At 71.6% G+C, this 12389-nt stretch carries 11 protein-coding genes; 8 read left to right on the top strand and 3 right to left on the bottom strand.

What is annotated here, in order from left to right:
* Positions 1-20: 20 nt before the first annotated feature.
* The 3 genes from P5P86_RS17920 (at position 21) to P5P86_RS17910 (ending at position 3232) form a co-directional block, all read left to right on the top strand.
* The gene (locus P5P86_RS17920) at positions 21-797 is read left to right on the top strand and encodes an SDR family oxidoreductase (protein ID WP_280608806.1); all 777 of its coding nucleotides are present in this window, start codon (positions 21-23) and stop codon (positions 795-797) included.
* Between the two features lie 111 nt (positions 798-908).
* Positions 909-2414, top strand: coding sequence for a GTPase HflX (hflX, locus tag P5P86_RS17915; protein WP_280608805.1), 1506 nt, complete (start codon positions 909-911; stop codon positions 2412-2414).
* A gap of 65 nt (positions 2415-2479) precedes the next feature.
* Positions 2480-3232: an SGNH/GDSL hydrolase family protein gene (locus tag P5P86_RS17910; RefSeq protein WP_280608804.1), complete on the top strand. Its 753-nt coding sequence runs from the start codon at positions 2480-2482 to the stop codon at positions 3230-3232.
* Position 3233: 1 nt separating this feature from the next.
* Here the strand turns inward: P5P86_RS17910 and P5P86_RS17905 are convergent, their stop codons facing one another.
* Entirely contained in the window at positions 3234-3599 is a 366-nt protein-coding gene (locus tag P5P86_RS17905; protein ID WP_280608803.1) for a hypothetical protein, read from the bottom strand.
* 80 nt (positions 3600-3679) lie between these two features.
* Here P5P86_RS17905 and P5P86_RS17900 point away from each other — a divergent pair, with 80 nt between their 5' ends.
* The 3 genes from P5P86_RS17900 (at position 3680) to P5P86_RS17890 (ending at position 8641) form a co-directional block, all read left to right on the top strand.
* Positions 3680-4684: an aldo/keto reductase gene (locus tag P5P86_RS17900; RefSeq protein WP_280608802.1), complete on the top strand. Its 1005-nt coding sequence runs from the start codon at positions 3680-3682 to the stop codon at positions 4682-4684.
* A gap of 134 nt (positions 4685-4818) precedes the next feature.
* Positions 4819-7899 (top strand): amidase family protein, encoded by a 3081-nt coding sequence (locus P5P86_RS17895; RefSeq protein ID WP_280608801.1) that lies wholly within the window; start codon positions 4819-4821, stop codon positions 7897-7899.
* Between the two features lie 100 nt (positions 7900-7999).
* On the top strand, positions 8000-8641 hold the full coding sequence (locus P5P86_RS17890; protein WP_280608800.1) for a class E sortase: 642 nt from the start codon (positions 8000-8002) through the stop codon (positions 8639-8641).
* On the opposite strand, the gene P5P86_RS17885 is transcribed toward P5P86_RS17890, so the two are convergent.
* Both P5P86_RS17885 and P5P86_RS17880 read right to left on the bottom strand, forming a co-directional pair.
* On the bottom strand, positions 8634-9212 hold the full coding sequence (locus P5P86_RS17885) for a mismatch-specific DNA-glycosylase (protein WP_280608799.1): 579 nt from the start codon (positions 9210-9212) through the stop codon (positions 8634-8636). The genes P5P86_RS17890 and P5P86_RS17885 overlap by 8 nt on opposite strands.
* A 76-nt stretch (positions 9213-9288) precedes the next feature.
* Positions 9289-10017, bottom strand: coding sequence for a matrixin family metalloprotease (locus P5P86_RS17880; RefSeq protein ID WP_280608798.1), 729 nt, complete (start codon positions 10015-10017; stop codon positions 9289-9291).
* A 60-nt stretch (positions 10018-10077) separates the two neighbouring features.
* On the opposite strand from P5P86_RS17880, the gene P5P86_RS17875 reads away from it, so the two are divergent.
* Both P5P86_RS17875 and P5P86_RS17870 read left to right on the top strand, forming a co-directional pair.
* Entirely contained in the window at positions 10078-11277 is a 1200-nt protein-coding gene (locus P5P86_RS17875) for a site-specific DNA-methyltransferase (protein ID WP_280608797.1), read from the top strand.
* Positions 11261-12343: an FUSC family protein gene (locus P5P86_RS17870; RefSeq protein ID WP_280608796.1), complete on the top strand. Its 1083-nt coding sequence runs from the start codon at positions 11261-11263 to the stop codon at positions 12341-12343. Before P5P86_RS17875 ends, P5P86_RS17870 begins: the two co-directional genes overlap by 17 nt.
* The last annotated feature ends 46 nt before the right edge of the window (positions 12344-12389 follow it).

The raw sequence follows: 12389 nt of genomic DNA, 5'->3' as shown, positions 1-12389 counted from the left end.
GCGCTGTTAGGTTGCGAGACATGGATCTCACCAACAGCACAGCCATCGTCACCGGCGGGGCGAGCGGCATCGGCGCGGCGTGCGTGCGCGGGCTCGCGGTCCGGGGCGCGACCGTCGTGATCGCCGACCTGCAGGCCGACAAGGGCGAGGCCCTGGCCGAGGAGGTCAAGGGCATCTTCGCGCAGGTCGACGTCACGAACACCGAGCAGATCACCGCGGCCGTCGAGCAGGCGGCCTCGATCGCGCCGCTGCGGGCGTGCGTGAACTCGGCCGGCATCGGCTGGGCACAGCGCACCATCGGCAAGGACGGCCTGCTGGACTCGGCCCACTCGCTGGAGGCCTTCGCCAAGGTCGTCGCGATCAACCTGATCGGAACGTTCGACGTGACGCGGCAGGCCGCCACGGTGATGAGCCGCAACGAGCCCGACGCGAAGGGGCAGCGCGGCGCCATCGTGAACCTGGCCTCGGTCGCGGCCTTCGACGGCCAGATCGGCCAGGCCTCCTACTCCGCCTCCAAGGGCGGCGTCGTCGGGATGACCCTGCCGATCGCCCGTGACCTCGCCGCCGCCGGCATCCGGCTCAACACGGTCGCCCCGGGGCTGATCGACACCCCGATCTACGACGGCTTCCCCAACCCGGAGGAGTTCAAGGCCAACCTCGGCCAGAACGTGCTCTTCCCCAGGCGGCTGGGCAGCGCCGACGAGCTCGCCTCGATGGTGCTCGAGCTGCTCACCAACGACTACATGAACGCCGAGGTCGTCCGGGTCGACGGCGGCATCCGGATGCCCCCGAAGTAACGCCGAGCGGGCCGAACGGCCGCCGAGCCTGCGTCCGAGACGCGGGCTCGGCGGCCATCGGTGCGTTCCCAGGAGAAATCCGCTGGTGTGCCGCCGTACTCTTGGACATGTATGACGAACGCACATGACTTCAGCCTCGAGACCGAGCTCGAGGAGACCACCGGCTGGGACACCCCCGGTGAGACGGACGAGCCCGAGGACCAGTTCGAGTCGGGCTACACCGACGAGGACCCCGAGGAGCTCGCCGACGAGCCGACGCTCGGCGCGATGGAGCTCGCCGAGCGGCACGCCCTGCGCCGGGTGGCGAGCCTGCGCACCGAGCTCGAGGACATCACCGAGGTCGAGTACCGACAGCTGCGGCTGGAGCGGGTCGTCCTGGTCGGGGTGTGGACCGAGGGCACCACCGCCGACGCGGAGAACAGCCTGGCCGAGCTCGCGCTGCTGGCCGAGACGGCCGGCTCGGAGGTGCTCGAGGCGATCTACCAGCGCCGGCAGTCGCCGGATCCGGCGACGTACGTCGGCCGCGGCAAGGTCGAGGCGATCGGTGAGATCGTCCGCGCCACCGGCGCCGACACCGTCATCTGCGACGGCGAGCTCGCGCCCAGCCAGCTGCGCAACCTGGAGGACCGGCTCAAGGTCAAGGTGGTCGACCGGACCGCGCTGATCCTCGACATCTTCGCCCAGCACGCCAAGTCCAGGGAGGGCCAGGCACAGGTCGAGCTGGCCCAGCTCAACTACATGAAGCAGCGTCTGCGCGGGTGGGGTGGCAACCTTTCCCGGCAGGTCGGCGGTCGGGCAGCCAACGGCGTCGGCATCGGTGGCCGCGGCCCCGGTGAGACGAAGATCGAGACCGACCGGCGCCGGATCAACGACAAGATCGCCAAGCTGCGCCGCGACCTGCGCGAGATGAAGGGCACCCGCGACACCAAGCGGGCGACGCGGCGGCGCAACCAGATCCCGGCGGTGGCGATCGCCGGCTACACCAACGCCGGCAAGTCCTCGCTGCTCAACCGGCTCACCGATGCAGGTGTCCTGGTCGAGAACGCCCTGTTCGCCACGCTCGACCCCACCACGAGGCGTACGACGACGGCCGACGGCCGCGTCTACACGATGTCCGACACCGTCGGCTTCGTCCGGCACCTGCCGCACCAGCTCGTCGAGGCGTTCCGCTCGACGCTGGAGGAGGTGGCCGACGCCGACCTCATCCTGCACGTCGTGGACGGCTCGCACCCCGACCCCGAGGGGCAGCTGAGCGCGGTGCGCGAGGTGTTCGCCGAGATCGGTGCCGGCCAGGTGCCCGAGCTGGTGGTGATCAACAAGGCCGATGCCGCCGACCCGCTGGTGCTGCAGCGCCTGCAGCGGGCCGAGCCGCACTCGGTGGTGGTCTCGGCCAAGACCGGCCTGGGCATCGCCGATGCCCTGCAGGCGGTCGAGGCGGACCTGCCGCGGCCCGGCACCGGCGTCCACGTCCTGGTGCCCTACGAGCGCGGCGACCTGGTCAACCGGGTCCACCAGCACGGGGAGATCGACCGGATCGAGCACACCGCCGAGGGCACCGAGATCACCGGGCGGGTCAACGCCGACCTGGCCGGCGAGCTGGCGCCGTACGCGATCTGATCGCAACCTGACCGGACCTGCCGGATTCTGCTGCGCACACCCGCTGTGCGACGCATCATGAAGGAGTGACATCGCTGGTCCTGGGGCGGTCCCGCCGCCTCTATCTGCTCCTCGCGCTGGTCCTGGTGCTGATGGTCGGCGCCGTGCTCGGAGGCGTCGCCTGGCATGACCGCGCGGCTGCCGAGGCGGTCCGCCACGCCCGCTGCGCGCGCTTCACCCACGACCAGCACTGGCGTGCCGCCCACACGACCGGGAGCGGCGCGAAGGTGGTGGTGATCGGGGACTCGTGGTCGGCCGGGTTCGGGCTGGCGAACCCCGGCCGGTCCTGGCCGGTCCGGCTCGCGGGACGCGTCCACGTCGACGGCTTCCCGGGGTCGGGGTTCAGCGAGGGCGACTCCAGCTGCCACCTGGTCTCCTACGCCGACCGCGCGAGCGCCGACGTACGCACCGGCGCCTCGCTCGTCGTGGTCGAGGGTGGGCTCAACGACTTCGACCAGCGCTCCGGCGCGATCGCCGCCGGCTTCGGCCGGCTGATGAGCGAGCTGCACGGCCTGCGGGTGATCGTCGTCGGGCCGGCGATGGCGCCCAGTCGGGCCGCGCAGGTGCCGCGGGTCGACCGGCTGCTGGCCTCGCTCAGCAAGCGGGCCGGCGTCCCCTACCTCTCCACCGTCAGCCTGAAGCTCGGCTACCAGCGGGACGAGCTGCACCCGACCCAGGCCGGCGCGGACGCGTTCGGCAACGCCGTGGCGGCCTTCGTCGCCACGCACCCGGCCACGCACCCAGCCACGCACCCGGCCACGCACCCGGCAGCGAGCTGACTCAGCGCTCCCAGGGCGGCTGGTCGCCCATCTTCCGGTAGTACTTCGCCAGGTGGCTCTTCACCCTCGCGACGTCCTTCTCCGGCAGGTTCACCCCACCACGGGCGCCGTCGACGACGTTCCCGGCCGCCATCACGCCGCGCGGGACCGCTACCAGCCTGCCGTCGACCACGTCGGCGATCAGCAGTTTGTAGGCGGTGAAGTTCTGCTTGCTGTCCGCGTCGTACCAGACGTGGGCGTCGCGGTAGCGCTGGTTGGGCTCGTCCTCGGCCTTCGCCCAGGCGCGCACCCGCTTCTCCGCCGCCGCTCCGTCCCACGGCCGGTCGCGGTCCGCGAGCGGCAGGTCACCGAACGCCGTGACAGCCATCGTGCTCTCCTCTCGCCCGACATCGGGCTGGGTCAGGGGGTGGTGACGCACGAGGTACCCGATCGGACAAGATGGGGCGCATGGACCAACGCACTCTCGGCACCACCGGCAAGGACGTCTCGATCGTCGGCCTCGGCACCTGGCAGCTCGGCGCAGACTGGGGCGATGTCAGTGAGGCCGACGCTCGCGCCGTCCTCGAGGCCAGCGTCGCGGCCGGCGTCACCTTCTTCGACACCGCCGACGTGTACGGCGACGGCCGCAGCGAACAGATCATCGGCACGCTTCTGAAGGCGTCCGGCGCGCTTTCGGACGGCGCACCGATCACGGTGGCCACCAAGATGGGCCGCCGGCTGGACCAGGTGCCGGAGAACTACACGCTCGACAACTTCCGCGCCTGGACCGACCGCTCGCGGCGCAACCTCGGCGTGGACACCCTCGACCTCGTCCAGCTGCACTGCCCGCCGTCGGCCACCATCGAGGACGAGGCGACCTACGACGCGCTGCGCACCCTGGTCTCCGAGGGCGCGATCGCTGCGTACGGCGTCAGCGTGGAGACGTGCGACCAGGCCCTCGCGGCGATCGAGCACGGCGCTGCCAGCGTCCAGATCATCCTCAACGCGTTCCGGCTCAAGCCGTTGGACGAGGTGCTCCCGACCGCTCAGGCCCAGGGTGTTGGGATCATCGTGCGGGTGCCGCTCGCCAGCGGGCTGCTGTCGGGCCGCTACAGCAACCAGACGGTCTTCGCCTACAACGACCACCGCAGCTACAACCGCCGCGGCGAGGCGTTCGACGTGGGCGAGACCTTCTCCGGGGTCGACTACGAGACCGGGTTGGCGGCGGCCGCGGAGTTCGCCGCCCTGGTCGCCGAGCACGGGCCGGAGGGCGCGACCCCTGCACAGGTGGCGATCGCCTGGGCCGCTCAGCAGCCGGGTGTGACGACGGTGATCCCGGGGGCGCGCAACGTCGACCAGGCTCGAGCGAACGCCGCGGCCGGCACGCTGCCCCCGCTGAGCGCCGAGCTCCTCGACGGCGTACGGCGGATCTACGACACCCACCTGCGCGCGGCCATCCACCCGCGCTGGTGATGCCGGCGCCCGCCCGCCGGGACTCGTAACCGGCGGGCGGGGCGCGTAACACCGCGCTCACACGAGGTGACGGAGCGCGCAACCGGCGCAAAGTAAAAACAGGGCTCTCGTCCTTCAATCGAGAGGTACCTGTGTTGTCTGCACTCTCAGCGCGGCCGTTCGCACGCCGCCGTGCCGTCGGACTCGTGGTGGCCGGATCGCTCGCTGCATCCGCCCTGGCCACGATCCTCGGCGCCTCCCCGGCCTCGGCCTACTCCGTCTACACCAGCTCCGACGGCGTCGGCTGGACCGTCAACGACGCCCGCCGCTCCGCCTTGGACACGGGCAGCCTGCGCGCGGTGACCAACTCCCGCGCCGAGGGGATGGGCAGCCTGTTCCTGCACGTCGACGAGTCCTCGGCGCCGCGGATGAACGACCAGATGATGCGCGGGTTCGGCCTGGAGCCGAGCGGCAACGGCAGCTATCTCTCGACCCGGTCGGTGCGGCTGGGCAACATCACGGTGACCCGCAAGCTGGACCTCGCGACCACCGCCGACACCGCTTCCTTCTTCGACACCTTCACCAACACTTCCACCGAGCCGGAGACGATCGAGGTCTCCTTCGGCGGCTCCCTGGGGTACGGCGATCCCGCGGACCTGGCCTCGGGCGGCGGTGCGGCGACCGCTGCCACGGTCTCGGCCTCCAGCGACGGCAACACGACCATCGACACCGACGACACCTGGGCCACCGCCACCTACCAGGGCGCCTCCTACCGGCCCACCGGGGTGGTGCTCGGCAGCACCGGGAGCAGCCACCTCGGCAACCAGCAGCTCGACCCGTTCACCTCGACGTACTCGACGACCGGGAGCGCCTCGAACAACCCCGGCTTCGTGCAGACGCTGACCATCCAGCCGGGCGCGACCAGCTCGCTGCTGCACTACGTGGTCGTGGGGGCGCAGGGTGACACCAGCACGATCAGCACCACCACCGCGGCGCTGGCGACTGCTCCCAAGGTGGGCAACCTGTCGGTCGACGAGCTGTGCACGGTCGCCAACTGGGATCGCACCAGCCTCGGCCTCAGCGACGCGATCTGCTCCGGCGCCGAGCCGCTCAGGCTGCCGGCCGCGCCCCTCGACCCGGCGACCGGTGCCACCACGACCGTCGGCTACGACGTGACGGGCAAGACGATCCAGCAGCTCCAGGCCGACCTGAGCGCCGGCAAGGTGACGTCGGTCCAGCTGACCAAGGCCTACCTCGACCGGATCCAGGCCTACGACCAGGGGCAGCTCGGCTTCCACGCCTTCATCACTGTCGCCAAGACCGCCATCGCCCAGGCGATGGCCGCCGACCAGGCGCGCGCGGCCGGCAAGACCGGAGACCTCCTCGGGATCCCGATCGCTGTCAAGGACCTCTACAACACCAAGGACATGCCGACCACCGGCGGCACGCGCGCACTGGAGGACTGGCAGCCTGCCACCGACGCCTGGCAGGTCGCGGACCTGCGCAAGGCGGGAGCGGTGATCATCGGCAAGACCAACCTGTCCGAGTTCGCCAACTCCGGCTCGTGGAGCGAGAGCGGCTTCGAGCAGACCTGGAACGCGCTCTACCCGTCCAAGTCGTCCTTCGGCTCCAGTGGCGGCTCGGCCGTCGCCGTCGCGACGGACATGGCGGCGGCGGCGATGGGCACCCAGACGGGTGTCTCGCTCTACGCGCCGTCCACCGGGAGCAGCGTCTACGCGTTCCGTGGCACCGACGGGCTCAGCAGCACCGACGGTGTCATGCCGCTGACCTGGGGCCAGGACTACGCCGGCCCGATCGCCAAGTCGATCCCGGACCTCGCCTCGCTGCTGGACGCGACAGCTACCCAGACGACGGGCAACGACCCCGACGACATCCTGACCTCGCGGGTGGACAACGCCAAGCGGCCAACGGAGTGGAAGACCGCGCTCAACGCCGACGCTCTGAAGGGCAAGGTCATCGGCTATCTGCCCAGCTCGTTCCAGTCCACGAAGATCGCCGACGACACCACCGGCGCGATCGCGCTGGCGCACGCGACGGCCGCCATCGAGGCTGCGGGCGGCACACTGGTCCCGATCACCACGCCCGTGCCCGCACAGCCGCCCCTGCTCGACGCGAACGGCAACCCCTACACGATCACCTCCGGCGCCGGCAGCAGCACCGAGGGCTGGTGGAAGTACATCGACGAGAATCAGGGCTTCCCGTTCGCGACGCCCGGCGACCTCAAGTCGTCGCCGGCGAACCTGCCCTACAACGTCTCGCGGCCGAGCACCTCGGTGCCGATGACCGACACCGACATCACGAACTACCTGGCCCGTCGTGACGCCTACAAGGCGGCGTACGACTCCTGGATGTCCTCGGCCGGCGTCTCCGCGGTCATCTACCCCGGCTTCCTGACCGGCGTGGGCAACAACGACGAGTCCTCGGACATCTTCAGCTCCGACCGCGGCACCAACGTGCCGACCTCCAACGTCGGCCTGCCGACGGTGATCATGCCGATCGGCGTGAACGCCAACGGTCAGTCCGACAACCTGCAGATCGTCGGTCCGTCGTGGAGCGACGCGCAGGTGCTCGGCTACGGGTACGCCGTCGACCAGCAGTCGCACGCGCGTCTGCACACCACGTTCGCGCCCGCCTTGGCGTTCGCCGGAGCGGCGGCGTCGACGACGGGTCTGTCGCTGGCGAGCACGGCGATCACCTACGGCTCGACGACCTCGGCGACGGTGACGGTCGCCAGCGACGCGAAGCCCACCGGGACCGTCACGGTGCAGGTCGCCGGCAAGACGGTCACGGGCACCCTCGCCGGCGGCAAGGCGACCGTGGCGGTGCCGGCCGGGATCGGGGTCGGCACCTACGTCGTGACAGCTACCTACGCCGGGTCGACGGAGGTCGCCGCCAGCACGGCGACGGCGACGCTGACGGTCCGGTACGCACGACCGAGCGTGACGGTGAAGCTGGCCAAGAAGAAGGTGCGGGTCGGACACCGGGCCAGGCTCACGGTGGGGATCTCCTCGACGGGCGCGGTCGCCGGCACGCACACCGTGCTGGTGTACGACGGCAAGAGGATCCTGACCTCGGCCACGCTCGACTCCGCCCACGGCTCGGTCAAGCTGCCCAGGCTCGCCAAGGGCAAGCACCGCATCAAGGTGTACGTCGCCGGTGACGCGTCGTACGCGCCGGCCACCAGCCGGGCGGTGGTGCTCAAGGTCGTCCGCTAGTCCGAAGGCACCGGCGGGGGCGTGGTCTGCGGGCCACGCCCCCGTCGTGCTCCAGCGAGCCCTTGCGGTCGGCGGGGGACGGGTCGGCGAGGATGGTGCCGTGGGAAGACGTCGCCGGCTGCTGCTCTGGCCCGGACTGGCGCTGGTAGCGGCGGGGCTCGCGCTGCTGGGCTACGTGGCGTGGGAGTTCTGGGGCACGACCTGGGTCAGCCACCGGCACCGCGACCAGGCGGTCGGCGCGCTCCGTCAGGCCTGGCACGACGGGGACGGATCGGTGCGCACCCGCTGGGGCGACGCCGACGCCATCATCCGGATCCCGCGCTTCGGCGCGTCCTACGCGGTGCCGGTGCTGGAGGGCACCTCCGATGCGGTCCTGGCCACCGGCTTCGGGCACTTCAGCGGCGCCGTCGGTCCCGGCCAGGTCGGCAACTACGCGCTCGCGGCGCACCGCATCACCCACGGCGAGCCGCTGCGCCGGATGCCGGACCTGAGGGTCGGCGACCGGGTGATCGTGCAGACCAGGGCCGCCACCTACACCTACCGACTCACCAGCGCTGGGGACGCGCTGGTGGTGCCGTTCACCTCGACCTGGGTCACGGCGGCGCTGCCGACCAACCCCGAGGGCGGCGTGGAGCCGGCCCAGCGGGCCGGACAGCGCCTGCTCACGCTCACCACCTGCAGCGAGCTGTTCCACACCGACAACCGGATGGTCGCCTTCGGCGTGCTGGCGTCGGTCAGCTGATCACGCCGGCCGCGCGGGCTGCGGCGCCGTACGCCTGGGCGAGCGAGGCGACCGTCTCGTGGGCGTTGAGGCCGCTCGGGTTGGGCACCACCCACAGCTCGGCCTCGCCGAGGGTCGTCGGCTGGCGGCCGAGGATCGCCTTCGGCAGGCCGAAGGCCGTCCGGTACGCCGTGATCCCGGCGACCGCCACCACCCGGGGCCGGCGCTCGATGACCAGGGCGGTGAGGACCTCGGCCCCGGCACGCAGCTCCTCCTTGCTCAGCTCGTCGGCACGGGCGGTGGCGCGGTGGGCGAGGTTGGAGATGCCGATCCCGCGACCGCGCAGGTGCTCGCGGTCCTTCTCGCTCATCCCGGCAGCGGGGTCGATCGGACGCGTGATGACGCCGGCCGCCAGCAGCGCCGGATAGAACCGGTTGACCGGGTGCGCGAAATGCGTCTGCGTCGCGGCTGTCCACAGCCCGGGGTTGATGCCGACGAAGAGCAGTCTGAGGTCCTGACCGGGGTGCGGGAGGAGATCGGGCACGCGGGCGTCGCGGAACGACTCGAGCTCGGCACGGCTGAAGCGGGGCATGCCTCACCCTCCCAGACCGCACGCCCCAGACGTCACCTACCGCGGCTCCAGTGGTCACCTATCGCCGGTCGAGTGGTCACCGGCAGGCGCCGCGCCCGAGCAGTGCGAGCCCCTCGCGGTCACCCGGCCCGAGCGTGGTCAGGCCGGTGTTCTCGGCCGCCATCAGCTGGTGCGGGTCCTTGACGTGGTCCAGACCGAGCACGTGGCCCAGCTCGTGCATGACCACCGCCTGCTTCTCGGCCCGGCTCACCTCGCCGGTGTCGAACCAGTCCGAGCGCAGCGCCACCATGCCCGTGCGATAGGCCCGGTGGCCGAAGCCGACGTCGTACGCCGTGCTGCCGCCCAGGCCGATGTGACCGCTCTCCACGCTCATGCCCTTGATCTCGCCCGGCTCGACGAAGCCGATCAGCACCGGATCACCGGCACTGCGGTGCTCGAAGTCGGTGTCCGCGGTGGTGCCGTCGTCCTGGAAGGCCAGTCCCGATGCCCGACTGACGGTGGCCACCGCCGCGGAGATGAAGGCGAGCGCGTCGGGCGGTCCGCCGGCCGGGTTCACGACGTACTCGATCCGCTTGCACGGGTTGTACGTGACCGGATCGTCGCTCCCGGGCTGGGTCTGCTCGAACGCGTAGGGGCCGTGCTCGGCCGGCAGCGGTACCGCCGGCAGGATCCGGCTGGGCTGACGGAAGTGGATCAACCCCCGGAACTGCTGGCCGACCGCCGTCGGAACGACCAGCAGGATGCCCACCGTGAACACGAGCGAGGCGAGCATCAGCGTCGGCGTCGAACGGGTCCACCTACCCATGTCCTCACTATGCCGGTGCGTCGCAACGCCGGCACGGCCCGGCCGCATAGGGTTCGGCATGTGCGGCCGTGGAACACCTTCATCGAAGGCGACAACCTCGACGTGCTGCGCGGGCTCGCCGAGGCGGGCGAGACGTTCGACCTCGTCTACATCGACCCGCCCTACAACACCGGCAGCGCCTTCTCCTACAGCGACGACCTGCGCGGCGCCGACGGGCGGCGCAAGGGCAGGCACGAGGCGTGGGTGGCGATGATGCGCCCCCGGCTGGAGGCTGCCCGTGCCGTGATGGCGCCCGGATCGGCGCTCTACGTCTCGATCGACGACAACGAGGTCGCCTACCTGCGGCTGCTGCTGGACGAGGTGTACGGCGAGGCCAACTTCCTGGCGCAGGTGGTGGTGAACCTCAATGCCAAGGGTCGTCAGCTCGGCAAGGGCTTCGCCACCTCGCACGAGTACCTGCTGGTCTACGCCCTCGACGCGCGCACCTGCGTGCTGGACGCCTCCTCGCCCGACCTGGTGGACGAGGCCGACTTCCGCCTCGTCGCCGAGGACGGCCGCCGCTACCGGCGGCTGCCACTGCGCAACACCAACAAGAAGTTCAACCCGGTCACCGCGCCGACGCTGCACTACCCACTGTGGGGCGACCCCGTCTCGGGTCGGGTCGACGTGGCGCCGTTCGAGGGCGCTGTCGAGATCAAGCCGGTCTTCGGCGACGGCTCCCCGGCGGTGTGGCGCTGGAGCGCGCCGCTGGTCGCGGCCCGGACCGAGGACCTGGTCTGTCGACAGCTCCTCGGCAGGCTGGGGGAGCGGATCGACGTCTTCCAGCGCGACTGGCTCGACGTGACCGGTGGCGAGGGGACGCCGCGGCGCAAGAAGCTGCGCACCATCTGGACAGCCGCCGAGGTGGGGTCCACCGACACCGCGGTGGCCGAGCTGAAGTCGCTGGTCGGGCACGTCTTCGAGTCGCCGAAGCCCACCGGCCTGCTGCGTCGTGTCCTGGGCACCATGCCCGCCGACGCGCGGGTGCTCGACTTCTTCGCCGGCTCCGGGACCACCGGTCACGCCGTGGCGCTGCAGAACCTCGCGGACGGCGGGCGGCGTACGTGCCTGTCGGTCAACCACGCCGAGCCCACCCGCGTCGGCTCGAACGCCGAGCGGGCCGGCCTGGCGACCGTCGCCGAGATCACCCGCGCCCGGCTGCGTGCCGTGGCCGAGACCGTCGGTGGGGGACTGGAGGAGCGGGATGCGGCTGCGCGGTGAGGAGGCGCGCGCGGCGTGGCGGCGGGGTCTGGCGCGCTGGAAGGCGCGGCGCTGGCAGGTGGCGCAGTGTGCCATCGCGGCCGGTGTCGCCTGGTTGCTGGCGCACGAGCTGCTGCACCACAAGGCGCCGGTGTTCGCGGGCGTGGCGGCGATCGTCTCGCTCGGCACCTCCTACGGCCAGCGGTTGCGCCGGGTCGCGGAGGTCACGCTCGGCGTCGCGCTCGGCGTCCTGCTCGGCGACCTGCTCGTCGCGTGGCTGGGCACCGGCCCGCTGCAGATCATGCTGATCGTCGCGCTGGGCATGTCCATCGCACTGTTCGTCAACGGCGGCCAGCTCTTCGTCAACCAGGCGGCGGTGCAGGGCATCTTCGTCACAGCGCTCGTGCCGAGCTCGGGCACCGCCTGGACCCGGTGGACCGATGCGCTCGTCGGCGGCGGGGTGGCGCTGGTCGCAGCGACGATCGTGCCGGCCGCGCCGCTGCGCCGTCCGCGGGAGCAGGCGGCGGTGGTGGTCGCCAAGATCTCCACCCTGCTGCGGGCGGCGGCGGAGGTGATGCGCGAGGCGGACGCCGTGCACGGCATGGCGGTGCTGGCCGAGGCGCGCAGCACCGACCCGCTCGTGCGCGAGCTGCAGGCGGCGGCGGACGAGGGCATGTCCGTCGTCGCCTCGAGCCCGTTCCGGGTCCGGCACCGCGCCAACCTCCGGGCGATGAGCGAGCTGGTCGAGCCGCTCGACCGGGCGCTGCGCTCGACCCGCGTGCTGGTCCGGCAGGTCGCGGTGGCCGCCTACCGTGGCCAGCCGGTGCCCGAGGAGTACGCCGAGCTCGCCCTGCGACTCGCGCTGGCCACCGACCAGATCGTCACCGAGCTGCGGGCGAACCGGATGGCACTCGCCGTGCAGCCGGAGCTGCTGGCCATCGGCGAGGCCACCGGACGGGTCCCGCGCTCGGAGGTCATCAACGCCGAGGGTGTGCTGCTGCAGCTGCGCTCGGTGCTGGTCGACCTGCTGCAGCTGACCGGGATGGGGCAGTACGAGGCGACGGACGCGCTGCCGGCGCTGGGGTAGTCCTGGACGAGATGGCCGGCCAGACGGCTCATCCGACAGCCGTTCC

This window comes from Nocardioides sp. BP30, from assembly GCF_029873215.1.
GTDB lineage: Bacteria > Actinomycetota > Actinomycetes > Propionibacteriales > Nocardioidaceae > Nocardioides.
The sequence above is the reverse complement of the archived record's forward strand: the minus strand, read 5'-3'. Positions and strand labels throughout refer to the sequence as shown.

Bases quoted from the DNA above. Each gene is read 5' to 3' on its own strand.
- P5P86_RS17920 (WP_280608806.1), top strand. From the start codon at position 21: ATGGATCTCACCAACAGCACAGCCATCGTCACCGGCGGGGCGAGCGGC.
- hflX (WP_280608805.1), top strand. From the start codon at position 909: ATGACGAACGCACATGACTTCAGCCTCGAGACCGAGCTCGAGGAGACC.
- P5P86_RS17905 (WP_280608803.1), bottom strand. From the start codon at position 3,599: ATGGCTGTCACGGCGTTCGGTGACCTGCCGCTCGCGGACCGCGACCGG.
- P5P86_RS17900 (WP_280608802.1), top strand. From the start codon at position 3,680: ATGGACCAACGCACTCTCGGCACCACCGGCAAGGACGTCTCGATCGTC.
- P5P86_RS17885 (WP_280608799.1), bottom strand. From the start codon at position 9,212: ATGCCCCGCTTCAGCCGTGCCGAGCTCGAGTCGTTCCGCGACGCCCGC.
- P5P86_RS17880 (WP_280608798.1), bottom strand. From the start codon at position 10,017: ATGGGTAGGTGGACCCGTTCGACGCCGACGCTGATGCTCGCCTCGCTC.
- P5P86_RS17870 (WP_280608796.1), top strand. From the start codon at position 11,261: ATGCGGCTGCGCGGTGAGGAGGCGCGCGCGGCGTGGCGGCGGGGTCTG.